Consider the following 23,650-nt stretch of genomic DNA (forward strand, 5'->3'; position numbering starts at 1 on the left):
AATCACAATGAAAAAAACCTAACACGACTGCAACCAAACGGGTTGTCGTTTAAAACCGCTCTGTTCAACCAAAATGTTCTACGTTATGCGCTTCACCGCCTTCCTCCTGCTCGCGGTCTGCCTGCAATGCAGTGCCGTAGCCTTGTCGCAGCAGATCACGCTGTCGGAAAAAAACGCACCCCTCAAAAAGGTGCTCAAAGAAATGGCCAGCCAGACCGGCCTGTCCGTAGCCTACAGCGAAAGCCTGATGTCTGCCACCAAACCAGTCACCATCGAAGTAAAAAATGCTTCTGTGGAACGTGTGCTGGAAATAGCACTCCGGGACCAGCCGGTACGGTATACCATCAACAACGGCCGCATCCTGCTCAACAGCCGCACCCGGTCGGCTGCAGATTCCGCCATGGTAGCCACCGGCAGGGTCACCAACGAAAAAGGGGAACCCATACCCGGCGCCAGTATCCTCATCAAAGGCACCAACATCGGTACGGCCTCCGGCAACGACGGCCGCTTTGAAATCAAAGTTCCCAAAGAAGCCGTTACGCTGATCATCAGCGCTGTCGGATTTCAGCCAACGGAAGTCAGCGCCCAGCTACAGACCAACATGGAGATCCGCCTGAAAACAGGCACCAAAAATCTGTCTGAAGTAGTGGTGATGGGCTTCTCTGAAGTGGAACGCCGGCACGTGGCTTCTTCCGTGGCCCAGGTGGATGTAAAACTCACCAAAACAAGGCCCATCGCTAAACTCCAGGAAGCCTTTACCGGCACCGTTCCGGGAGTGACGGTCCAACAAACGACCAACCTGCCCGGCAGCGTGCCCGGCATCACCATCAGAGGCATCAGCACCCTCCAGAATGCCAGCCCCCTCGTGATCGTAGACGGGATGGAACAAAGCCTGAACGATATAGACCCCAACCAGGTAAAAAGCATCACCGTGCTGAAAGATGCGGCGTCTGCCTCCATGTATGGCTCACGGGGCGCCAACGGGGTGATCATCATAGAAACGGAACGCGGACAGATGGGACGGTTTAAAGTAGACGTCAACACATGGGCCGCGCTACAGCAACCCATCGATCTGCCCAAATTCGTGAATGGCGTCGATTACATGCGGCTCAACAATGAAGCACGGAATTTCCAGGGACAGACACCGCTGTATACCGATCAGGACATCCGCAAAATGGAATCCGGCGAAACACCCTCTGTTGACTGGCTGAAAGAAGGCATGCCCCGTAAGGCCAACTCGCAGAACGTGACCATGAGCGTGTCCGGCGGCGGTGGTATCGGCTCCTTCAACCTGATGATGGGATACCTCAAGGAAAACGGCCTCAACTCCTACGAAGGGTCCGGCAAGTACTCCGCCCGCTTTAATACGAATGTCAACATCGCAGATAAGTTCGTGCTGCTGGCCGACTTCTACGCTCACCGTTTACAGATCAACCGGCTGAAAGAAAATGACGACGGAACAGGTTTATATGAAAACCTCTGGAAAATGAATCCTGCCCAGCAGATATACTACCCCGCCGGCGACATCCCCGAGCATTATATCCTGTATAATGACATGAACCCGATCGCGTCTATCAACCGGGGCGGCTCACGGAACAACCTATACGATTTCAGCTCCGTGAACCTGCGGCCAAGATACAATATCAGTAAGCATCTCAGCCTGGAAGGCAACGTATCTTATCAGATCAGCAAGTCGGCCAACAAGCGGCAGCGGGAGACTTTCAAGTTCTTCGACGGCAACGGCAAACCCGTGAAAATATGGAAAAATGAAGTCGGCGCCGATCAGGATGTTAGCCAGAGCCAGTTGACCGCCCGCGGCCTGCTGAACTATACCGGCAGCCTGCGCCATCAGGCCGATAAGATATACCTCACCGCCGGTTCTGAAGTGATGACCTTCAATTTTACCGACTATAAGGAAATCGCCAAAGCATCTTTCTTCGGTAAACTAAACTACTCTTTCGACAACAGATATATCCTCGAATTCACCGCCCGCGGCGATGGCAGCAGTAAATTCGCGCCCGGCAAACAATGGGGCTTTTTCCCCGCGGGAGCCGTTGCCTGGAACGTCACCAATGAAAAGTTCATGAAAGGGCTGGTCAATAACAGGGTCATCAACAACCTCAAACTACGGGCTTCCTATGGCCTCATCGGCAATGAAAACGTAGACCCTTATTTGTGGGAAGAAAACGTGAACGAATGGGGATGGCTCATGCGGGTGCCCAATATGAACTTCACCTGGGAAAAACAAAAGCAGGGCAACATCGGCCTGGAGCTGACCGTACTGGACAACAGGCTTAGCCTCACCGCAGAAGTCTACAAAAAGAACTCCTACGATCTTATCTATTCCAGATTCCCTGTACCGCCCATCACCGGCTCCAGTTCTCTCGAAGCAGCCTTTAACATCGGAGAAGTGGAAAACAACGGATACGAGCTTTCTGTACAGTGGCAGGATAAAATCGGTAACCTTGGTTACAGCATTGGTGCCATGCTGTTCGATAACCGCAACAAAGTACTGAAGGCCGGCTACCGCAATGGCGACACGCTGATCTTCAAAGACGACAACGACAAAATATGGTACAAAGGCATCGCGATCGATAACTACTACGGCTACAAAGCCAATGGCTTCTTCCGCGACCAGCGCGACGTGGACAACACGCCGGCCAAACTGCCCAACACCCTTCCCGGCGATATCAAATACATAGACCAGAACGGCGACGGCATCATCAACGATGCCGACAGGATCAACCTCGGCGATCCTTTCCCGCACCTGAACTATTCCGTTACCCTGGCCCTGCAATACAAGAACTGGGACTTTAACCTGCTGGGACAAGGCGTAGGAAAAAGGACCGGACGCCTCAACGGCATGGAGGGCTACCCTATATTGGTAGACGGCAGCAGCAACGCATTGGGCAAACCGCAACAGTACTATGCCGACAACCGCTGGACGCCTCAAACACCCGACAGCAGGTTCCCCAGAGTATGGACCGGCTCCAGCACCAACGCTTACCTCAGTGATGTATGGTTGAGCAACGCCGCCTTTTTCCGGGTGAAAGTATTACAGCTGGGATATACGTTCCCGTTACAAGGTAAAACCATCCGGAACGTGCGCGTATATGTAAACGCGCAGGATGCCATCACCTTCACCAGATGGGAAGGGCTGGAACCGGAACGCGACGGCGGCAATGGCAACTATCCCCGCATGGCCGTTTACAGCCTGGGCGTCAGAGCCACCCTGTTTTAATCATAGCCAACATTTATTTCAATCCACTGCAAAATATGCATACGATGAAAAAGAGACTGATCCTACTTGCTTTACTCGCCGCTATCATGCCGGGCTGTCAGAAATTTCTGGACAAGCCGGACCCCACCGCTACCAAATTCGATGAGTTCTTTAATACAGAAGAAGACCTCCGGCGTGTGGTATACAGCACCTACCTGGACGTATTTACCAACCAGGGCGACAGACGACTGCTCTTTTATATGGAAGACAGTAAGTCCGATAACGCTTACAGCAGAGTGGAAGGCGACAACCACCAGCGTATTGCCAACGGCAGCTACGACGCCAATACCCGCGCTTTTGAATATTACTACACCATCCATATGAAACATATCGGCCGTTTAAATACTTACCTGAAAAGTATCAATACGCCGTATGTGGAAGATGAAGCCATCCGCACAAAATACAAGGGCATCCTGGAAGGCCTTCGCTGCTGGCACTATTTCAGGATCGTTTCCCGCTGGGGCAATGTGCCCTTCTATCTGGAACCGGTAGACATCTCCAAGGTGACACAACCAGCCAAATCAAAAGAGGAAATACTCAATACGCTGTTCCCCATGGCGGAAGCCACGGCCAATAGCCTCCCCGACAAGGAGTATAACTCCGACGGCTATATGTTCAACAAGTACTCTCTCAAAGCCCTGATCATGCGCTACGCCTTATACAACGGTCGTTATGAGCTGGCCGCGCGGTTAGCCAAAGAGATCATGGACAGCGGTAATTACGCTTTGTATCCTGTGTACAGAGATCTGTTCAATTATAAGGGAGATAAGATCAACAAAGAGTTCATCATCAAAATGGACATGCCGAGCCATGGCAACAGCGGCACCAATTCCTTTGAACACCTGGGGCCGCACTTCCGTACGGGCAAGGGGCAGTCTTACGCCGTGCCGTTAAAATCGCTGGTAGATGCTTACTGGACCTTACAGGGCAATAAAATTGAGGAGTGCCCCTATCACAGCAAACAGGATTATGAACTGGACCCCAAATTGAACAGAGACCCCCGCTATGCCGCCAGCATCATGGGCCAGGGCGATATGTTTGTCAACGAACCGATTAACATATACGATCAGAACAGCCCCATGTTCTATGAAAAAGAACGTGCCAGTCGCTCCGGCTACTGGTTCAGAAAATTCGTGGACGAAACCGATGCGTTCCGGGACAACGGCAACATGCATTTCCCGATACTACGGTATGCAGAAGTGCTGCTGACCTATGCGGAAGCCACTATTATGGAGAACAAAATTGACAACCTCACGAAAAGCTGTATCAACCAGCTGAGGGCCAGGGCCGGCCTTGATATGACGGAAGCAGATGTTACGCTGGCGAAGTACAGCGCCTATACGCAACAGCAATGGACCGATCTGATCAGGAATGAACGAAGAATAGAACTGGCAGGTGAAGGGGTAAGATATGATGACATCCTCCGGTGGAAGATCGGCGATCAGGTAATGACCAAACCCGCGCTGGGCCATACCCGGCTGGTGAACGGCAGCCTGGTGTCTTTAAAGATAGAAGACCGCTCTTTTCAGGCGCGTAACTACCTGTGGCCTTTCCATTCCGGTAGTCTGAAAATAGAACCGGGACTGACGCAGAATCCGGGGTATTAATGTATGATCAGCCGTATATCCGCTTTACCGCAGTGATATACGGCTGATACTTTTGATGGGTTATCCCCGTAAAATCTTTTCCATCTTCCTCCCCTTCGCCAATTCATCCACCAGCTTGTCCAGGTAACGCACCTGCTGTGTCAGCGGGTTCTCGATGTCTTCTACCCGATAGCCACAGATGACGCCGGTAATGAGGCCGGCATTGGGATTGAGCGTAGCGCCCTGAAAGAACGTTTCGTAAGTCACGCGCTCTTTTATCAGTTTGTCGAGCTGCTTATCATCGAAGCCTGTGAGCCAGGTGATCACCTGATGCAGCTCTTCTTTGGTCCTGCCTTTCTTCTCCACCTTCGCGAGTAATAGTGGATAGACGGAAGCGAAGCTCATTTTGGCAATACGCTGATCGTGTGTACTTGTGTCCATGACCAAATATACCCCTGAATATTCAATTAAAAAAGCCTTGTAAATCTTCATTTACAAGGCTTTTAAGGTTATGCGCCGAATATCTCTTTTAGTTTTTTATTCATCGCTTCATCATCTTCTCCACCGCCGCCATAACGACCGATGATCATTCCCTGCGGGTCGATCAGGATTTTCGTGGGCAGCGAATGGATGCCGTAGTCATCACTGACATCTTCCGGATTAGGCAGGTTATTTTTTCGCTTTTCCCAGTCGAGGCCACGCAGCACATGCCGCCATATACCGATGCCATCCTGTTCCACCGCCTTTTTCCAGGCAGCATGATTGGAGTCGTCGTCTGAGATCCCGATGATCTCAAAGCCTTTGTCTTTGTACTTGCCATACAGTTCTTTCAGATGCGGATTACCTTTGCGGCACGGTCCGCACCAGCTGGCCCAGAAATCGAGCATCACATATTTACCTTTGAAATCGGCCAGGTTCAGCGTTTTGCCATCCATGTCTGTTTTAGTGAAAACATGCGCCATGCTTCCCGGTGAACCGGCACGCAGTCCGTCCAGTTCTTTTTTGATCTCTTTACCATCAGTGCTCTGCTGCATCTCCGGCGACATACGGGCATAAGCAGCTTCACCTTCTGCCAGTGGCATACCGCTCACGCGAAAACGCAACAGCGAGGCGGTAACATAAGAGTTCGGGTATTTGTCAATAAACGCCTTGTCAATTTTCTCCATGGCCTCATAATGTGGCTCCATCTGGTCTTTCAGCTTATCCATTTGATCTTTCAACGGCTTCAGCGCAGCATCCGTCTTCTTCGCACGCATACCGGCAATGTATTCGTTGTTCAACTTGCCATAGGCAGCAGACAAAGGGCTGAGCTGTTTTGTTACCGGCGCTCTCATCAGCTCCAGCTCCTCCTGCTCCAGCTGTACTTTAGAGCCACTCAGTTTGGCGTTTTTCAGCTTACCGGTGGTGGACTTAATCTCCATAGGCGCCGCCTCTATAAAAAAGGAAGCGGCATCGCCTTCAAAATACATGGCCTTCTGTTTGTCGGTATACAGTCTGGCCTGCACCGGTTGTTCTATTGTACCGGTGAAAGTAAACTTACCGCCGTGTGTGATCACACTGTCGGTCTTGTATACCAAAGCACCTGCCGGATAGCTGAGGTAGATATAGTGGTCAGGCAGCCCTTTGATATCTCCCTTTAAAGTAAAAGCCTGATTGTTTTGCGCGCCTGCCTGCATCGCGGGCAGCAAGAGTGAAAAAAGAACCCAGTTATTTTTCATGTGATATTATTTTTTATCAAAAAAATTATTGAAGCGTGGCGGCCAGTTTCGTGTGGAGGGCCGCTCCTCTCAGATCTTTGGCGATAATAATCCCCTGCGGGTCGATGAGAAATGAGCAAGGGATGGCCTGTATGCCGTACTGCTGCGCCACTTCGTTGCGGAATCCTTTCAGATCGGACACCTGCATCCAGGGCATGCCGTCCTGTTCGATGGCCTGCTTCCATTTGTCAGCTTTGTCATCCAGCGACACCCCTACCACGGTAAAGTTTTTATTTTTGAAAGTGTTGTATGCCTTTAAGACATTGGGGTTCTCCGCCCTGCAGGGGCCGCACCAGCTGGCCCAGAAGTCGAGCAGCACATATTTGCCTTTGAAATCGGAAAGCCGTACAGGCTTGCCGTTTACATCGGCCTGGGTAAAGTCGATCATCGGCTGACCGACAGCGCTCCTCTTCAGCACCTCCAGCCGTTTGCCGAGGCGGGTACCGGCAGCTGTTTGTTGGGCCGCAGGTTTCAGTTGACGGTACAGGCTGTCCAGCGGCGCAAATTCGCCGATGACCGCCATATCGGCAATGAGGTCGACGCTGACCGGACTTTCCGGATGCACGGCGATGTATTGTTTGCTGCGTTCCCGGCGTTGCAAACGCAGCACCTCTACTTTGGCCTCCAGCGCGGCCTGCGCGGTATCATTGCCTTTCACCTCCGGAAACTGCTGATACAGGGCATCTTCCTGCTCCGTAATATCCCTGATAGATTGCTGATAGGCTTCATAGGCGGCGTGAGTGGCTGAACCGGTGATCTTCGCCTGGTCCAGTGAGTCCATATTACCATGGAGGCTTACAGCGGTATTCTCCATGAACAGCTGCATATAACGGGTAGAGGTACCGATGAAGATTTTCTGTGGTTCGGGAATGTCTCCCGTCCAGGTGAACTGACCATCTTTTACCGGTACGGTATCGGTTTTAGCCGAATCACCTACTGGTATGGAGATGAACACAACAGTGTCTTTCAGCCCTTTCAGCGTAGCGGTGAGCGTGGCATGCGGCGGAGCGGCCTGTTTACAGGCAGTTGCCAGTAACAGCGCGGCCATAAAAGTTTTAGTGTGGATAGGCATCGTTAAATATTAAAGGTGAATTATTGCTGATAGCCGGGATTTTGTGGGCCAATAGCAGGGTTGTACAGGAACTCGCTATGTGGTATCGGCAAAATGTATTTAACCTTATCATTGGCCGTCGGTCTTAATTCCTGGATCAGGGAAGATGGCAGGCGTAACAATGCCATCCACTCCTGTCCGTCTTCTGCCACCAGGTTTCTCACAATTTCCAGGTAAACCTGTTTCAGCATATCATTCACTGATGATGCATTGTCCACCGCGCTAAAATCGGTCACGCCCGCGCGGCCCATCACTTCTTTCAGTATGTTGCGGGACGCTTGTAAACTGCCACCAGAGCGGATAACAGCTTCTGCTTTCAACAGGTAAACTTCTGTCAACCGGAAAGCGTAGGACGTTTCAGACAGGATGGAAGGCGAATTTCCCTGTTTAATATATTTCAGGAAATAGTAGGTCCCTTTGGCGTAACGGTTCTCCGTACCGATCATCCAGGCGCCGCGTGGATCATTTTGCAGTAAGTCTTTCAACGCAGTCTTCGCTACGTACAGCGAAGAGGCTCCCGGCCAGTATTGCCGGCTGAGCACATAGTAAAAGCTTTCCTGGTTTTGTTGTGGTTTGATACCCAGTATCACTTCCGTACTGCTGATGCCTTTTGTATAAAAGATATCTTTCGTTTGCGGCTCCGGCGTGTATTTACCATGCAGGATAATGGAATCTGCCAGGTCTGTCACCTGTTTATAATCTTCCGGCTGCCCGTGGCTCATCAGGATACGCATTTTTAATGCCATGGCTGCCCAGCGGGTAGCATACCAGGCTTGGTTTTCTGCTGGTGCATTGGCGATCGCATCGTCTACATCGGCAAGAATAAAAGCATAGCTATCTTTCACAGAACTGCGGGCTTTGGGCAAAGCATCCACCTGTACAAAATCTTCACGGATAAGCGCTCCATACGGACTACTGAGATCAAACCACTGCCCGAAGAAACTCAGCAGCTTAAAATGTGCATATGCGCGCAGGAAGCGGGCTTCGGCCAGCACCTCCTTTTTACGGTTGCCGGCGAAGCGTTTATCATCCAGGGCCGTGACGCCCCTGATCACCCCGTTGGCAGCGTTGATCAGCTGATAGGAAGACGTCCAGTAAATATTGGCATAGCTGGACTGGGCATAGTTGTTATCTGTCTCCGCGCGATCAGCCCCGTAGCCGTATCCCATGTACCCGGCAAACATCGCAGGCGGTACTTCATGTTCAAACCATTTGGTAATATTATCTCCGTTCACCGCTGCAAACCGGTAATAAGCGCCATTGAGGGCTATTTCAGAGGTTCGCTGGTCGATGATGGTATTGCCATCCACTTTGGCGTTTTCCGGTAATTTTCCCAGTTCCTTTTTGCAGGACACACTTGTCATCATCACTGCACTGAGCAACGCAAACGTATATATGATCCTTTTCATCATGATTAGCTGGTTTAATTGGTTTTAAAATCCGAAACGCAGGCCCAGGTTAAACTGCTTTACGGTAGGGAATGTGCTGACATCGCTGCTGCCATTGATCAGGCTGTAAGGATTGTTACTTACCTCCGGATCGGGACCAGGATACTTTGTGACGGTAAACAGGTTAGTGGCAGAAGCATACACGGAAGCATCGCGGATATGCATTTTGCCGGCGACGCGTGCGGGCAGCTGGTAAGTGATGGTAATAGATTTCAGTTTCAGATAAGAAGCATCATACACTTCAGCGCTGCTGGTATGAGCGCCGTACTCCCCTAAGATAAGGCGGGGCCTTTCAGCGGAGGGGTTCTCAGGTGTCCATCGCTGCAAGATCCTGGCGCCACGGTTGGCAAAACTTTCGAAATTTTTGTTCTGTACATCTGCGATATACAACATCTGACCACCGTGGGAAAAAGTAAGCAGGGTGATCAAACTAAAATTCTTATAGGTAAATGTATTGGTAAAACCACCATAGAAATCAGGCTGGGCCTGGCCGATCACGTCCTGTTTATAGAATCCGTCATTGCCAATCTCATACATGGCGTCGCCAATCCCCAGGTAAGGCGCAAAGTATTTCGCATACACAAACACTTTTTTATATTCGTCCAGTTGTTTCTGATCACGGATAATGCCGGTTTGTTTATAACCATAAAACAGCCCCAGCGGCTCTCCTTTGCGTACCACCGCGTTGGCATTCAGGTATGTTGCGCCTGCGTCATTCGGGTCCGTAAAATCATTGTTGATATCTTCCACCCTGGAACGGTTGCCGGAAATATTCAGGGCGCCTGTCCATTGGAAATGTTTGCCTTTGATGAAGTCGGTACGAAGGTCGACTTCCAGCCCTTTATTACTGATAGTGGCAATATTGGATATCACGCTACTGTAGGATGAGCTGGGCGGCAGCTGTGTTGACAATAACAGGCCGGTGGTGATCTTTTCATAGTAGCCGATCACACCGCGCAGGCGGGAGCCGAACAGCTCAAAATCCAGTCCGAGGTCTTTCTGCAGGGTAGATTCCCACTTGATCTTACTATTACCCAGCTGCGAAGGAATGAGCGCATTAACGCCGCCATAGGAACCCGGCGTATACAACGTATAATACAGGTTGTCGCCAAAATTCTGCGTACCGGTATAACCCGCGCTGACACGTAGTTTCAACTCATTCACCCATACTGCCTTCTTCATAAAGGGCTCTTCTGAAATCCGCCACGCAGCGCCACCGGAAGGGAAATATCCCACCCTGTTATGCGCAGGGAACTTGGAAGAAGCATCTGACCGGCCGGTGAAAGTGAGCAGGTATTTTTCTTTCAGCGCATAGTTGGCGCGCATATAAAAACTGAGGAGCGAATTCTGTCCGGAGCTGCCGGTAGCCGGCAGCGTAACCGCAGCGGACGAAATGTTATTCAGGTACTTGTCATCCGGAAAGCCCTGGCCGCTGGCGGAGAAAGAATTGAAACGGTATTTCTGCCAGGAGGTACCACCCAACAGGTTCAACCGGTGGTTTTCGTTGAACTGTTTGTCCCACGTAAGGGTATTTTCTATAAAGAGGTTTACATCTTCTGTCTGTCCCTGAGAGGCCGTACCGCCGTTGGAACTGCTCACCCCATTGGCAGAGGCGATGACAGCCGTACTGGGCACATAGTTCTGCTGATGGAAATTATTATAGTTGACAGATAAGGTACTTCTGAACTTCAGGTTTTTCAACACATCATAATCACCGGAGAGAGACCCGAGAAGCGACGCTGTTTTACCCGTATTGATACCATCCAGCAATACCATAGGGTTTTGATATCCCTGATAATCGTACCCGCCGATCTGTGAACCGAGGAACTGGTATGGCGTTCCATCCGGATTATACGCCGGTAAGGTTGGTGGTGCGTACATCGCAGCGGGATATATACCATTCGTAATATTGTTTTTGGTGAAACCATAGTCCAGGTTGGTGATGATACGCAGCTTGCTGGTGATTTCGTTATCGAGGCTTATTTTCCCGGCGATGCGGGAAAAATCCGTTCCTTTCAGCACCCCGTCCTGTTTCGTATAGGCGAGAGAGGTATAGTAGCGGGAACCGGAGCCGCCGCCCCGTACCGAAATATCCGCATTATGGGTAAGAGCATTCCGCAATACCAGCTTCAGCCAGTCGGTGTTGGCAGTCCCCAGGCTTTCAGGGTTGTTGCTAACGTTGGTAGCAACGGGATCAGGCTCCTCCCCGGCGGCGGCCCTGACAGCATTTTTTGTGCGGGCCGCCTCCTGCAAAAGGTTTATATATTGTTCCCTGTTCAACAGTTTTTCCCTGATAGGCTGACTCACACCCGCATAGTAATTGGCTTCCAGGACAGGCTTCTGATTCAGCTTGCCTTTTTTGGTGGTGATGATGATCACGCCGTTGGCCGCCTTGGAGCCATAGATAGCAGTGGCAGAAGCATCTTTCAAAATATCGATGGATTCAATATCGCTGATGTTAAGGCCCGCCAGGCTGTTGAGGCCACGGGTGAAAGAGCCGTTGACCGAATTATTGGGATCATCACTGCCCGCCCTTTCGATAGGGTTCACCACTTCCGCCTGGTTTTGGATATAGCGGTTCTGGATCGTCACCTGTACACCATCAATGATGTACAGTGGGTCATTGCCACCCAACAGCGAGGTGCCGCCACGGATGCGGATCTTGGCCACACCGCCGGGAGAACCGTCGGCCTGTGTTACCTGCACGCCGGCAGCTTTACCGGACAGCGCCTGGTCAATGCTGGCGAAAGGAACGTTCTTTACTTCCTCCACATTCACGGAGGCAACAGAACCCGTCAGGTCCTTTCTTTTGGTACTGCCATAACCTACTACCACGTATTGGTTCAGGTCATCCACCTTGGCATTGAGTTGTATCTCCAGTTTTGTTTTTCCGCCAAGTGAGACTGTTTTCGGTTCAAATCCCACACAGGAAACCAACAACTCAGCGCGGGCATCGGCATTACGCAGTACAAAAAATCCCGCCTGATCGGTAATAGCGGCTATGTTGGTCCCTTTCACCCGGACGGTAACACCTGGCACAGCATCTCCATGTTTGTCGACTATTCTGCCCTGCACCTCCTGCGGCGGGAGCAGGTCGGGTTGTTCCGGTTTGTTTTCCGCAGGCAGCTTCCTGGAAATGACGATGGTATTGCCTTCGATGTCAAACACCAGGGGTTTGTCCAGCAGTATCCTTGCCAGTGCGGTTTTTAATGGTTGTTCGCGTATATCCGCTGATACCGGGCGAACATCCGACAAATCCTGGTTCCTGTAAAAAAACACAAATCCTGTTTGTTGTTTGATTACACTGAACACCTGTTGTAGGGGTGTGTTCCTGCATGCAACGGTAACGGTTTGAGCATTCCCGGTGGCATAGGTGTGCAGCGCCACCACCGTTAATAAAAATGCGGTCAATTTCATTGCTCTCCAGATTTTGGTAATTCGGTGATTTTCGGAAACCAGGGGTCTATCACCCCCGGTTGATACAAAAGTTTGGTGCCTGTTGCCGGCAACATTAATTTTCATACCTTAGGTTGATTTTTGGTTGACAAATGTTCCTCATCCACCCCGTGAGGGGTAGCAGGAAAGATTCAAAAAATGGGTTAACCAACGATCAAACCTGGTGCGGACGCCAATCTTGACACCAGGTTTTTTTATGGATGAGGCATAAGCCCTCTATGCCCGGTGGGCAACGTTTACTTCATAACAGGTATTATTGAATGACAATCACTCAGGCCTTTGTACAGGCCCGGTTAAACGATTCACCGGTTTTTATGGTACCGGTTGTTGGTAATGGTTGGTTATAGATGCTGATAGATGTTCAACTTATGGATAAATAACCAGTCTCCTCTCCTCTTCCAGTTTAAAATTAATCCTTGCCTGCTTCAATATCTTCATCAACTGGTTTTGTGTCAGGTTTCTCCCAATCTCGCCGGTGAACGTACCTTCCGGCACTTTCCCTTCATACACTACATCAATGTTATACCACCTGGCCAATTGCCGCATCACCGTCGGAATGTCTGCGTCGTCAAAAGAGAAATAGCCATTTTTCCAGGCCACGGCGCTGTTAACGTCCACATGTTTCAGCCATTCGATTTGGTTATTGCCCGGTGTTACTTTCGCCTGCTGGCCTGGTTCCAGGTGTTTGAATGCACCGGGAGTCCTTACCAGTACCGCTCCTTCCAGCAGCGTGGTTTTAATCGTTTGCTCATCGTCATAGGCATTGATATTAAAATGTGTCCCTAATACCAGCACATCGACATCATTTACCTTTACTTCAAATGGACGTTTAGCATCTGCCGCCACTTCAAAATATACTTCTCCGGTAACGGACACCGCTCTGCTGCTACCGGTAAACGCGGTGGGATAGCTGATGGAGGAGGCAGCATTCAGCCACACATCGGTACCATCCGGCAATGTTACCCTGAACTGTCCGCCTCTGGGCGTGCGTAATACGTTATTCACCGCAGCGTTGCCATTATTCTTATACACGATCTGTCCATGTTGGGTCTTCTCCATTTTCACGCCCTGTAACGTCACCTGTCCGGCGCCAATGCTGTCAAGGTTCACCGCCGAGCCATCCGCCAGTGTGAGCGTCGCTTTATCACCGCCGGCATGCACCGGCAACGGTGTAGCATCCGCCACCAGATCACGTTTCCGTATCTTACTAAAGAGATAGTACCCGCCACCGGCCATGATCAGGACCAATACGGCGGCGGCCACCTTCCTGTACGATATACGGGCTATGCGCCTTTGCGGAGGCTGTGTGGCCACCTGCAGGCGACGGTACATCCGCTCCTTCAGGCTGTCCTCCGTCTCCGCTGCTTCCACCGTTACATGGGCCGTCAGTTCCTGTGCGTCATAACTATTGTACCATTGCAACAAACGTCCTACTTCCTCTTCACTGGCGGTACCGGCCAGATACTTTTCCGAGAGTATAGCCAGTTCTTTCTTGTCCATTCATTTTTGAATTTACAGGTGTTATATAATGTAAGTATGGAAACGGAAGTCTTACCCTACCCCCGGGGGAAAATTTTTTTTAATACAGGAAGATGGCGTGGAAATAATTCCGGAACTGTACCCGGAGGCGCTGCAACGCTTTGGTGATGTGTTTTTCCACGGCTTTCTCGGAGATCTGCAGCTGGTCGGCTATTTCGCGGTTGGTAAGGCCGGCATTGCGGCTGTAGTTAAAAACAAGGCGGCATTTTTCGGGTAACTGCTTCAGCTGGTGTTCCATGGATTGTTGCAGGAAATGCAGTTGCGCTGTTTCATCGGCCACTGCCTGCAGGGATTCGGGAAGCGCCTCTACCGTGGTCACACGGGCCGTTTTGGAGAGCTGGGCAAATACGGCATAGCGGTTGGCGGTAGCGAGATAAGCGGGCAACGACCGGATAACAGACTGGCTTCTGCGTTGCCATAAGCCGGCAAACACATCCTGCACTACATCTTCAGCCAGCTCACGGGAATGCAGGCGATCGTACGCCAATACATACAGGCGTTTCCAATACCGGTTGTAAATTTCTGTAAACGCGGCATGATCGTCAGCGGCCATCAGTTGAACCAGCTCTTCATCAGCATAGAAGGTGTAGTCTGTCATCATCTTAATATGTATAACACTGCTATTGCCGGCAATTGTCTGTTACTTTCTGGTTGATTTTTTTGCGGTGGTTGTTAATTCAAATCTAAGCTTTCAAAGGGAGATAAACAAACCCGAACTATCTGAAAATGCTTTGGTGCAACATTACTTTCCCTATCCATCCCGGCTCTTACCGCCCTTTCGGAAGCTGTGCTGTCTTCAGACTCAGCCCCGTTTCTTTCTTCGTTTCAGACAACACAAACAAACTCCTGATCTTGGATATGTTTTCCAGTTTGGATAGTTTGTTGGAATAAAACAGCTCATAAGCTTCCATATCGGCGATCACGATTTTCAGCAGATAGTCAAACTGTCCGCTCATCTTATAACTCTCCAGCACTTCAGGAAAAGAATTGATCTTTTGTTCGAAGCCCGACAGCTTATCGTGCCCATGGCTTTCGAGCGTGACGCTGGTGTAAGCGATCAGCGTACTGCCCAACTTAGCAGGATTGAGTACCGCCACGTAGCCGGTAATATATCCTTCTGCTTCTAACCGTTTCACCCTGTCGAAAATGGATGTTACTGATTTACCTAGTCTGGACGCGATCTCTTTGTTGGTGGTCCTGGCATCGGTCTGTAGTATGTCCAGAATGCATAGGTCGGTCATATCCGGTGTGAAACTCATGGCTGGTTTTTGATCAAAAATAGGGATATGGGCACATATTGCCGAAAAAAAATCGGTCACAGCAACCGTTTCCGGTTTTGTTTTCGGCAGCCACGCCACGACGTCAGCCGGGATAGCAATTACAATAACTTTCAGGAGAAACAATTTACCACGTATGGAAGGCTGATATATAGTGCCTCCCCGTCAACATTAAATAGAATACTCCATGAAAGAAAGTATTGTACTCCCGCTGGAAGAGGTGGGGCTGGACGCTATTGCCTTAGTGGGAGGGAAATCTGCCTCCCTGGGTGAAATGATCTCCGGACTGTCGAATGCCGGCGTAAAAGTACCGGGCGGATTCGCGATCACCACGAACGCCTATTATCATTTTATGCAAAACAGCGGCTTAGACCAGTTTATCAGAGACCAGATAGCGCAGATCGATTTTAACAACATCAGCTCTTTACGCAGAGCAGGCCAACGGATCAGGCAGGAGATCAGCAACTCCAGATTTCCCCATGAGCTCAGTCATGAAATCATTGCTGCCTACCACGCCCTGTCTGGCCAGTACGGTCAGGAGCAGACCGATGTGGCCGTGCGTTCTTCCGCCACAGCAGAAGACCTGCCGGATGCCTCCTTCGCAGGGCAACAGGAAACTTTTCTGAACGTACGCGGGCCGGTAGCATTAATCGATGCCGTACGGAACTGTTTCGCCTCGCTGTTTACCGACCGCGCCATCAGCTACCGCGAGAACTTCGGTTACGATCATTTCAGCATTGGGCTTTCCGTATGCGTCCAGAAAATGGTGCGTTCTGACCTCGGCGCTTCCGGTGTGGCCTTCTCCCTTGACACTGAGTCGGGCTTCCGCGACGTTGTCCTGATCAACGGCTCGTGGGGACTGGGAGAGCTGGTGGTGCAGGGAGCTGTGTCGCCGGATGAATTCATTGTCTACAAACCGCTGATCCAATCACCCTACAGGCCTATCCTTGAAAAGAAGATGGGCGTGAAAGACAAGCAGATGATCTATGGAGAAAGCAGCGACGAGCGGACACGCGTGATACCGGCCACCAAACAGCAACAACATAGTTTCTGTCTCACCGACGACCAGATCATGGAGCTGGCCGGCTGGGTACAACGCATTGAATCCTACTACTCCGATAAAAAAGGCCACTGGTGCCCTATGGACGTGGAATGGGCGCTCGACGGCCTTAGCCACGAGCTGTACATCGTACAGGCAAGGCCGGAAACGATTCATTCACGCCGCGACCGCGATAAAATTACCACCCGCTCCCTGGATACCGGCAACACCGCGCCCAGGGAGATATTGAGAGGCATTGCTGTGGGCGACGGCATCGCCGCCGGCAAGGTCAACATCCTTTTCTCCCTCGACAACCGCGTGGCCACCGGTACCTTCCAGCCCGGAGATGTGCTGGTAACCGATATGACAGACCCCGACTGGGAGCCGATCATGAAAATAGCCTCCGCGATCGTTACCAATAAAGGCGGTCGTACCTGCCATGCGGCCATCGTAGCGCGGGAAATGGGCATCCCCGCCATCGTGGGCTGTGAAGACGCCACCGAAAAACTGAGCAGCGGACAGCCCATTACGGTTAGTTGCGCAGAAGGGACCGAAGGCGTAGTATATGAAGGCATACTGCCGGTAAAAGAAAACCTGCTGGAACTCTCCAGTCTCCCTGCCGTTAAAACCCCGCTGATGCTAAATGTAGGATCGCCTTCCATGGCCTTTCAGTTCACGCATCTTCCGGGTAAAGGTATTGGGCTGGCCAGAGAAGAGTTTATCATCAATAACTACATCAAAGTGCATCCCCTCGCATTGCTGCGCCACCGGGAACTACAGGACGAAACATTATCTGCCGAAATAGCGCAACTGATCTATGGTTACGAGAACGAAGCCGACTACTTCATCAGCAAACTGGCGGCCGGCGTGGGAAAGATTGCCGCTTCCTGTTATCCCGACAAGGCAATTGTGCGTTTCTCCGATTTCAAAAGCAACGAATACTACAATCTGCCGGGCGGAAAACATTTCGAGCCCAAAGAAGAAAACCCGATGATAGGCTGGCGTGGTGCTTCCCGCTACTATTCGGAAAAATACAAAACTGCGTTTATGCTGGAATGCGCCGCCATCCGCAAAGCAAGGGAAACAATGGGGCTGCGCAATATTGTAGTCATGATACCTTTCTGCCGCACCGTGGAAGAGCTCAGACAGGTGCTGTCGGTAATGGAAGAAGCGGGACTGGTAAGAGGCCGCAATGGACTAGAGGTTTACCTGATGGCCGAACTGCCCTCCAATATTATGATGGCAGAAGAATTTGCGCCGCATATAGATGGTTTCTCTATCGGCTCCAACGATCTTACACAGCTCACACTCGGACTGGACAGGGACTCGGAACTCGTGTCCGGCCTGTATAACGAACTCAGTCCGGCTGTGCTGCGCATGATATCCCGATTGATAAAAGTAGCCAAAGAACATCAGGTAAAAGTGGGCATCTGCGGACAAGGGCCTTCGGATTTCCCGGAGCTCACCCGGTTCCTGGTGCAGCACGGCATAGATAGCATCTCTATAACGCCGGACGCTCTCGTCAAAACCCTTTGGGCGGTACACGAAGCAGAGCAGCTGGTGGAGGCCTCTCTGTCTTCACAAACAGTATAAGAGAAAAGACGTTTTCAAAAAAAATCTGTTGTCATGCCTCCGGGAATAGTGGCAGCATGGCAACAGATTCAGCTAATGATCTTATCCTTCATCCTGCCCATGAAAGTTTCTTTGTAGCTGGAGCCAATGGGGATCATCTCTGTGGTATGCGCCATGTACACCACATTGTAGTGGATCATGGTAATATACCGGATGGCCACCACGAAAGATTTGTGGACCCGGATGAATTTGCCCGCCGGCATGCGGGCTTCCAATTCCTTCAGCGAAAGCCTGGAGAGATGTTTTTTTCCCGAGGTTGTTTGCCTGCATGAGAAAAAATAACAGCTTAGGCTTCCTCCTGTATACTAATATTCATTTCCTTCACATAACTACTGGGGGAGCGCTGTGTGATCTTTTTAAAATTGCGGTTAAAACTGGTTTTGGAATTAAATCCACATTCAAATGCCAGCGCCAGCAGGGTATATTGATGGTTTTCCGGCTGCAGCAACAGCTGTTTAAAAGCCTCTACCCGGAGTACATTGATGTAGTCGTAAAAACTTTTTCCCTCTTTTGAATTGATCACCTGGGAAAGGATGGCGGGATGTACGTCCAGGATTTTGGCCAGATCGCCCAGCGTCAGCCCGGAGTCTTTGTAACAATGCTGTTCCCGCATAAGTGAACGAAGCGCTGCATGAATCCTGGTGGCTTCCGTATCCGTAAGCCCGCTTTTTTCATACTTTACTTTTTTAATGGCCACCTCCTCCATGACCACAGGTTCCGGTGCTTTCTCCGGCGACGCTATTTCAGCAGGAGGATATACCTGATGCGTGGGCAGCTGGTCAGAGAAGATACCTACCTGCCGGATACCAAAGTAACCGATAAAGAAGATAAACAGCGCCACCACGATATACAGTGATTGTGCTGATGGCGAGCATATAACGACGATCCATATGGTGCCCATTCCCCCGATCAGGTAGCGCAACCAGTTCAGTGTAATCTTGTCCGTATTGGAAAACTGTGCCGCAACATTCTGACGGTGTATGCGCAGCAGGTGTAAGGACAATAGTACATATACCACCCCTGAAACGATGATGCAGCCGACCATCCATCGGAATAGCGGTTCAAAACCCGATGGCCGGCCCACGCCCATTTTCTCCGGCACAGACATGGCCCCCAGCACAGGCACCAGTATCACTGCGGTCAGCAGCGATGGGATGAAGTGGAGTAGGTTACGCCATCGATAACGCTGCTGACCGGTGAGAAATAAAATATACAGATACAGAAAAGGACCGTGCAGGAATGGGAATGGCAGCTCCCACCCGATCAGCGCCGGCATGTCGCTCATTTTGTTGTAGGCGTACCACCCCATCAGCGCCTGATGGATGATCGCACAGAAGAACCAGGCACTCAGTATTTTATCCGCAGTACTTTTTTTTGGCTTGCTGATCAGGATAACAAACAGGAAAAGCGAAATAAAAACACCCCCCATATATAGAACGCGCCAGTCCGATAACATATCCGTTGTTAGTCTTAGGTAGTAAATACCAAATATAAATGTATTTACCTGACTAACAGTGAATCTTTCAGTGTTTCAGCCGCATGCCTACCCCCATTTCTATGCTGATGTTTTGGAAAGTGCTGACGGGGTAACCTTCAAAAGGGTAAAAAGGCAGGTAGGTCCTCACGTTGAAGGTATAACGTTTTCTTCCGAGAGACCAGTCCACCAGCAGCCCTACATCTGGCATCAGGGTACTGCTTTTGGTGGTGATCTTTTCCAAACCGGGATAATCCAGCGTTTCTTTGAACGCGATCCGCCGCGCGCCTCCCATCGCCAGCAGTGTAAGCCGGACCAATTTCCGGGGGCCGGTCATCGAGTACCCTACTCCGAATTTTTGAGAGAACTGCAAACTATAGTTCGTTTCGATATTGTAGGTATTTTTCGCCACGGCACTGGCCAGCATGGTATGAGCGCCCAGCACCCAGTTCCCTTTTAACGGATATTCCAGTGTGACAGCGGTGAGGGCTTTTACCGGCAGGCTCCATGGCAGCACGCCTACGGCCGGTTTGATCGTCAGACGGGACCATGGGGATGTTACAGGATAATTTTGCCCGTGTGCACGGGTAGCCAGTAATAACAGACAAACAAAAATGATATTCCGCATAAGTCGTTTTAATTGTTTTCAAAGAAGAAGGAGAGCGCTCTTTTGATGTTCGTTTTTTTCGAATCGAGGTGGCCTTTCCCGGGTGTGATATAATCCTGAAGAACGTAGTGGGGATAGTATGTCCGGAGGGCATCTCCAAAGCCCACAAAAGGCGGCCGCATCTTTTCTTCCAGCGCCCCCAATGCCAGGAAATAACTACCGCTCCCCTCCCTGTTTTGCGCCCGATGGGCCTTTTCATTCCTCAGTGCAATGGCATCATCGTACCAAAAGGAGGGGCTCAGGCACAGGTAGCAGCCAAACACCCTGTTATGGTTCGTGAAGCTATGGCCTACCAGCAGCCCGCCCGCCGAATGCCCCAGTATCGCTCTTCCGGAGCGGGAAGGAATGGCATGGAATTCTGATTCTATCCGTGGAATCAGCTCCGCCTCAATAAACTCGACAAATTTATCCGCTCCCCCGCTGCCGATGTCACTGGGAGTCGGCGTATAGTCGTCGAGACGATCATGGCCCCAGCCAATGCCTACCACCAGCACTCCTTCCTGGTGACGGTCCCGCGTCTGCTTTTCACATTCCAGTGCGGTAAAGTCAAAATCCAGTTTTGCATCCAATACATACAGGGTGCGGTATCCTTTGGCCGGGGAGTAATTTTCCGGCAGGGCCACTTTAATGTCATAGTTGCCACCGTTGGCAGTGGAGGAAAGGTTAAACTCCTTCACACGGCTTTTCTCAAATGTCTCTTTGCTGCAAGCCGGAAAAATCAATGTCAGGCCTAAACATCCGGCCAGCCACCAGGTACTGCGCAGTTTCATCTCATTCGCGATTTTAAGATTAAGGATACGGCCGAAGGTCCGACCATTTCGCTGGCAAAACTATCAAAGAGACAGCGTCCAAACGGTTCATCAGATAAGGTGGCACCTGCGCTGGTAAAGATTTTCCGGCTGATGGGGCGTGGCGGAGGTCTGTCATAGGAAAAAGCAGGAGCGCCGCCGGGCATTCAATGGCCGTGTTGTTTGGGAGGCAATTTTTCTACCTGAAAACAGGTACAAATTAGATACCTGTTTTCAGGTATTCACTAAAAGAAACACATGCTTTCTACAAAAGTCCAAACAAATTATTCGTACAAAAATCTTGATTCGCACAAAGATTTTATTGGTGCGGTACTTCCAAATTTGTGGTATAAAAGAGCAAATATGAATCCATCCCGAACAATCAAAGTTTTATCCCGCATCTACCTGTTTGTGTCTGCGGGAAGTTTTTTCATGGTAAGTATGATGGGCTTTTTTAGTCCGCAGGCGGTCATGGACCTGGTACAGGTGAAGCTGCCCAACAACGACGCTTTCAGTTCCATCAGAGGCGTATATGGCGGCGTAGGGCTCACGATTACGGTCATGCTGGTACGCTGGGCGTTAAAAGACATCCAGCAGGGAGTTGTTTTTCTGTGCTGGCTTTGGGGGCTGTATGCCGTGTCGAGGATCATCACCTGGACGGTAGAAGGTCCGCTGGGTGCTTTTGGCACACAGTGGCTGGTCATTGAAAGTGTGTTTTTTATATTGGGTGCGCTGTTATGGCTGCGTTGGCAGAGAAGCAACTTAGCCGTCCGGGGCTAAGATGTCGGAGAGCAGCTGTTATGGTCCGGGGCCGCCTCAAAGCGGTGGCGGTCCTGTTATGCAGAATCTCTGACTATTATTCTCACCGGCACCAGGTATTTTGTTAACAGCGAATATAAGTCCACGTCGGAATAAGGCTTGCGAAGAAATTCGATGTCGTCCAGCCCGGTTTCCTGTTTTATGCTTCCGATATTGGAAAAGACATCAGCGCTTAGGAATATTATAGGGATCCGGAGTTGGGCCGTATAAGGATGTTGTTTTAGTTGTTTGGCGAAATCAATACCTGATAATTTAGGTAATGTCATGTCACAGATAATCACATTTGGCGTTTCCCGCTTAACGACCTCTAAAGCCGGAAGGGCACTGTCAAGCATCATACATTTCGCGCCGGTATGTTTGATATTTCTTTCGAGCCGGCTTCTGGACATGTGGTCATCGTCGATACATAAAATCTTATAGCCTTGCAAGGCGCCTTTTATTTCCTGGGTGCCTTGTTTTACTTTCGGAGCTCCTGCGATAATTAATGGCATTTCAAAACGGAAAATGACAAACTCTCCCAGTGTATAGGCGTAGACATCTCCCTCCATTAATTTGGCAATATGTTTAATAATCGGTAAGCCCAGCCCGGTACTGTTTTTTTGATTAGTGGATACAAAGGGTTTAAATATGTCATGGATCTTATCCGGAGCTATGTGGCCGGCATTTTTCGTTTCGATTATTAGCCGTTCGCCGTCTTGATAGATTTTTATCTGAGCGATGTTGTTTTGTCCCGTGTGTTTAACGAGATTGGAGCTCAGGTTGTTGATGATGGTGTATAATGCAAGTTTATCTACAGAAATATGCTCCGGCAGCGCATCATCATAATAAATATCCAATTTCACTTTCCTCGTATTGGCGATTACCCGCTGCATTCCAATACAGGTATCAAAAGCAAACTTCAAATTAACGGTTTCAGCAGGATTAAGCTCGTTATATTTACCGGCCTCTATTCTTGCCAGGTCCAGATGGTTGTTAACCAATTCCTCCGCTAAATGTGCCGACTCAAGAAGATTATTAACTTCCTTCCTTATATCATCCGGGAAATCATTTTTATACAAATTGAAAAATTCCGCTATTCCCATAATATTGCTTAATGGAGTTCTTAGCTCATGCGAAGTTTCCCGAAGAAATTTTGTTTTATACACGTTTGCCTCCAGTAGTCGTTGAGCCATCTTTCTATTTTTTTCAATTTCAGAGGTCCACCTTTTGACAAAATAAAAAACGGTGACTGCTGAAAGGCTGCAACCAGTAAAAATCACCACCCATCTTACCTTAATTGCGCTCGTGTAAGCCATTGGTAGCGGGGCAAACCAATTGTAGTAATAGTTTAGCTCTAAAAAAAAGAGCATACCAATAGCCAATGATACTGGAAAAAACACCAATTTCTTTCCTCGTAATAAAAAAACAGCGACGCCCAGGAGGAAGGCAACTAGCGTAGGTATCTCACTGATTGGCCCCAGTAAGATCCCATAAAAGCACAAGGCGCCGTTTAGCACCACAAAGAAAATACTGATATTTAGCGATAGTCCGATCTTCTTTGTGAGGTAAGGTAATACCAGGAAAAATATGCCAAAGGAGATCTCAATATATTTTATCGGCTCATATTCAAGTATACGATAAACATAAAGCCCGAGGGTCAGGGACAACACAGAAATTAAATAACAAATCCTGCGGAAGACAGATTCGCTTGTCGGGCTTGAAATGAGATGCATATGAACTCAGGTTATCTTTAGAGGAAAACAAAGCTACTAAATACAAAGTAATGACAAAAAATGAT

The 23,650-nt window shown here is 49.9% G+C and carries 16 protein-coding genes and 1 pseudogene; 4 read left to right on the forward strand and 13 right to left on the reverse strand.

What is annotated here, in order from left to right:
• The first annotated feature begins 85 nt into the window (after positions 1–85).
• Both ICL55_RS29755 and ICL55_RS29760 read left to right on the forward strand, forming a co-directional pair.
• A complete protein-coding gene (locus tag ICL55_RS29755; RefSeq protein ID WP_223151642.1) occupies positions 86–3,241 on the forward strand; it encodes a SusC/RagA family TonB-linked outer membrane protein in 3,156 nt (1,051 codons plus the stop codon).
• Between the two features lie 44 nt (positions 3,242–3,285).
• Positions 3,286–4,887, forward strand: coding sequence for a RagB/SusD family nutrient uptake outer membrane protein (locus tag ICL55_RS29760; protein WP_188104574.1), 1,602 nt, complete (start codon positions 3,286–3,288; stop codon positions 4,885–4,887).
• Between the two features lie 60 nt (positions 4,888–4,947).
• On the opposite strand, the gene ICL55_RS29765 is transcribed toward ICL55_RS29760, so the two are convergent.
• From ICL55_RS29765 to ICL55_RS29800, 8 genes are all read right to left on the reverse strand, one after another.
• Positions 4,948–5,307 (reverse strand): DUF2200 domain-containing protein, encoded by a 360-nt coding sequence (locus tag ICL55_RS29765; RefSeq protein ID WP_188104576.1) that lies wholly within the window; start codon positions 5,305–5,307, stop codon positions 4,948–4,950.
• 68 nt (positions 5,308–5,375) lie between these two features.
• A complete protein-coding gene (locus tag ICL55_RS29770) occupies positions 5,376–6,584 on the reverse strand; it encodes a TlpA disulfide reductase family protein (protein ID WP_188104579.1) in 1,209 nt (402 codons plus the stop codon).
• A 25-nt stretch (positions 6,585–6,609) separates the two neighbouring features.
• The gene (locus ICL55_RS29775) at positions 6,610–7,695 is read right to left on the reverse strand and encodes a TlpA disulfide reductase family protein (protein WP_246496705.1); all 1,086 of its coding nucleotides are present in this window, start codon (positions 7,693–7,695) and stop codon (positions 6,610–6,612) included.
• Between the two features lie 20 nt (positions 7,696–7,715).
• Positions 7,716–9,146: a RagB/SusD family nutrient uptake outer membrane protein gene (locus tag ICL55_RS29780; RefSeq protein WP_188104581.1), complete on the reverse strand. Its 1,431-nt coding sequence runs from the start codon at positions 9,144–9,146 to the stop codon at positions 7,716–7,718.
• Between the two features lie 21 nt (positions 9,147–9,167).
• Positions 9,168–12,599: a TonB-dependent receptor gene (locus tag ICL55_RS29785; RefSeq protein ID WP_188104583.1), complete on the reverse strand. Its 3,432-nt coding sequence runs from the start codon at positions 12,597–12,599 to the stop codon at positions 9,168–9,170.
• 405 nt (positions 12,600–13,004) lie between these two features.
• Positions 13,005–14,138 carry a FecR family protein gene (locus ICL55_RS29790; protein WP_188104585.1) on the reverse strand — a complete coding sequence of 378 codons (1,134 nt, stop codon included), beginning with the start codon at positions 14,136–14,138 and terminating at the stop codon, positions 13,005–13,007.
• Positions 14,139–14,217: 79 nt separating this feature from the next.
• On the reverse strand, positions 14,218–14,778 hold the full coding sequence (locus tag ICL55_RS29795; RefSeq protein WP_188104588.1) for a sigma-70 family RNA polymerase sigma factor: 561 nt from the start codon (positions 14,776–14,778) through the stop codon (positions 14,218–14,220).
• Between the two features lie 166 nt (positions 14,779–14,944).
• Positions 14,945–15,436: an Lrp/AsnC family transcriptional regulator gene (locus ICL55_RS29800; protein WP_188104590.1), complete on the reverse strand. Its 492-nt coding sequence runs from the start codon at positions 15,434–15,436 to the stop codon at positions 14,945–14,947.
• 205 nt (positions 15,437–15,641) lie between these two features.
• On the opposite strand from ICL55_RS29800, the gene ppsA reads away from it, so the two are divergent.
• Positions 15,642–18,086: a phosphoenolpyruvate synthase gene (gene ppsA, locus ICL55_RS29805; RefSeq protein WP_188104592.1), complete on the forward strand. Its 2,445-nt coding sequence runs from the start codon at positions 15,642–15,644 to the stop codon at positions 18,084–18,086.
• A 68-nt stretch (positions 18,087–18,154) separates the two neighbouring features.
• Here the strand turns inward: ppsA and ICL55_RS29810 are convergent.
• From ICL55_RS29810 to ICL55_RS29825, 4 genes and pseudogenes are all read right to left on the reverse strand, one after another.
• Positions 18,155–18,373, reverse strand: a pseudogene (locus ICL55_RS29810) (LytTR family transcriptional regulator DNA-binding domain-containing protein); the annotation flags it as partial.
• Positions 18,374–18,411: 38 nt separating this feature from the next.
• Positions 18,412–19,581, reverse strand: a complete 1,170-nt coding sequence (locus ICL55_RS29815) for an AraC family transcriptional regulator (RefSeq protein ID WP_188104594.1) — start codon at positions 19,579–19,581, stop codon at positions 18,412–18,414.
• Positions 19,582–19,648: 67 nt separating this feature from the next.
• On the reverse strand, positions 19,649–20,227 hold the full coding sequence (locus ICL55_RS29820; protein WP_188104596.1) for a hypothetical protein: 579 nt from the start codon (positions 20,225–20,227) through the stop codon (positions 19,649–19,651).
• Between the two features lie 8 nt (positions 20,228–20,235).
• Complete coding sequence (locus ICL55_RS29825; RefSeq protein ID WP_188104599.1) at positions 20,236–21,036, reverse strand: alpha/beta hydrolase; 801 nt, start codon at positions 21,034–21,036, stop codon at positions 20,236–20,238.
• Between the two features lie 381 nt (positions 21,037–21,417).
• Here ICL55_RS29825 and ICL55_RS29830 point away from each other — a divergent pair, with 381 nt between their 5' ends.
• The gene (locus ICL55_RS29830; protein ID WP_188104601.1) at positions 21,418–21,834 is read left to right on the forward strand and encodes a DUF4345 domain-containing protein; all 417 of its coding nucleotides are present in this window, start codon (positions 21,418–21,420) and stop codon (positions 21,832–21,834) included.
• 56 nt (positions 21,835–21,890) lie between these two features.
• On the opposite strand, the gene ICL55_RS29835 is transcribed toward ICL55_RS29830, so the two are convergent.
• Entirely contained in the window at positions 21,891–23,585 is a 1,695-nt protein-coding gene (locus ICL55_RS29835; protein WP_188104603.1) for an ATP-binding response regulator, read from the reverse strand.
• Between the last annotated feature and the right edge of the window lie 65 nt (positions 23,586–23,650).

It is taken from the genome of Chitinophaga varians (genome assembly GCF_014529945.1).
Classification (GTDB): Bacteria; Bacteroidota; Bacteroidia; order Chitinophagales; family Chitinophagaceae; genus Chitinophaga; species Chitinophaga varians.

Excerpts from the sequence above, each read along its gene's own strand:
- ICL55_RS29755 (WP_223151642.1), top strand. The coding sequence starts at position 86 with ATGCGCTTCACCGCCTTCCTCCTGCTCGCGGTCTGCCTGCAATGCAGT.
- ICL55_RS29760 (WP_188104574.1), top strand. The coding sequence starts at position 3,286 with ATGAAAAAGAGACTGATCCTACTTGCTTTACTCGCCGCTATCATGCCG.
- ICL55_RS29765 (WP_188104576.1), bottom strand. The coding sequence starts at position 5,307 with ATGGACACAAGTACACACGATCAGCGTATTGCCAAAATGAGCTTCGCT.
- ICL55_RS29770 (WP_188104579.1), bottom strand. The coding sequence starts at position 6,584 with ATGAAAAATAACTGGGTTCTTTTTTCACTCTTGCTGCCCGCGATGCAG.
- ICL55_RS29775 (WP_246496705.1), bottom strand. The coding sequence starts at position 7,695 with ATGCCTATCCACACTAAAACTTTTATGGCCGCGCTGTTACTGGCAACT.
- ICL55_RS29780 (WP_188104581.1), bottom strand. The coding sequence starts at position 9,146 with ATGATGAAAAGGATCATATATACGTTTGCGTTGCTCAGTGCAGTGATG.
- ICL55_RS29785 (WP_188104583.1), bottom strand. The coding sequence starts at position 12,599 with ATGAAATTGACCGCATTTTTATTAACGGTGGTGGCGCTGCACACCTAT.
- ICL55_RS29790 (WP_188104585.1), bottom strand. The coding sequence starts at position 14,138 with ATGGACAAGAAAGAACTGGCTATACTCTCGGAAAAGTATCTGGCCGGT.
- ICL55_RS29795 (WP_188104588.1), bottom strand. The coding sequence starts at position 14,778 with ATGATGACAGACTACACCTTCTATGCTGATGAAGAGCTGGTTCAACTG.
- ICL55_RS29800 (WP_188104590.1), bottom strand. The coding sequence starts at position 15,436 with ATGAGTTTCACACCGGATATGACCGACCTATGCATTCTGGACATACTA.
- ppsA (WP_188104592.1), top strand. The coding sequence starts at position 15,642 with ATGAAAGAAAGTATTGTACTCCCGCTGGAAGAGGTGGGGCTGGACGCT.
- ICL55_RS29815 (WP_188104594.1), bottom strand. The coding sequence starts at position 19,581 with ATGTTATCGGACTGGCGCGTTCTATATATGGGGGGTGTTTTTATTTCG.
- ICL55_RS29820 (WP_188104596.1), bottom strand. The coding sequence starts at position 20,227 with ATGCGGAATATCATTTTTGTTTGTCTGTTATTACTGGCTACCCGTGCA.
- ICL55_RS29825 (WP_188104599.1), bottom strand. The coding sequence starts at position 21,036 with ATGAAACTGCGCAGTACCTGGTGGCTGGCCGGATGTTTAGGCCTGACA.
- ICL55_RS29830 (WP_188104601.1), top strand. The coding sequence starts at position 21,418 with ATGAATCCATCCCGAACAATCAAAGTTTTATCCCGCATCTACCTGTTT.
- ICL55_RS29835 (WP_188104603.1), bottom strand. The coding sequence starts at position 23,585 with ATGCATCTCATTTCAAGCCCGACAAGCGAATCTGTCTTCCGCAGGATT.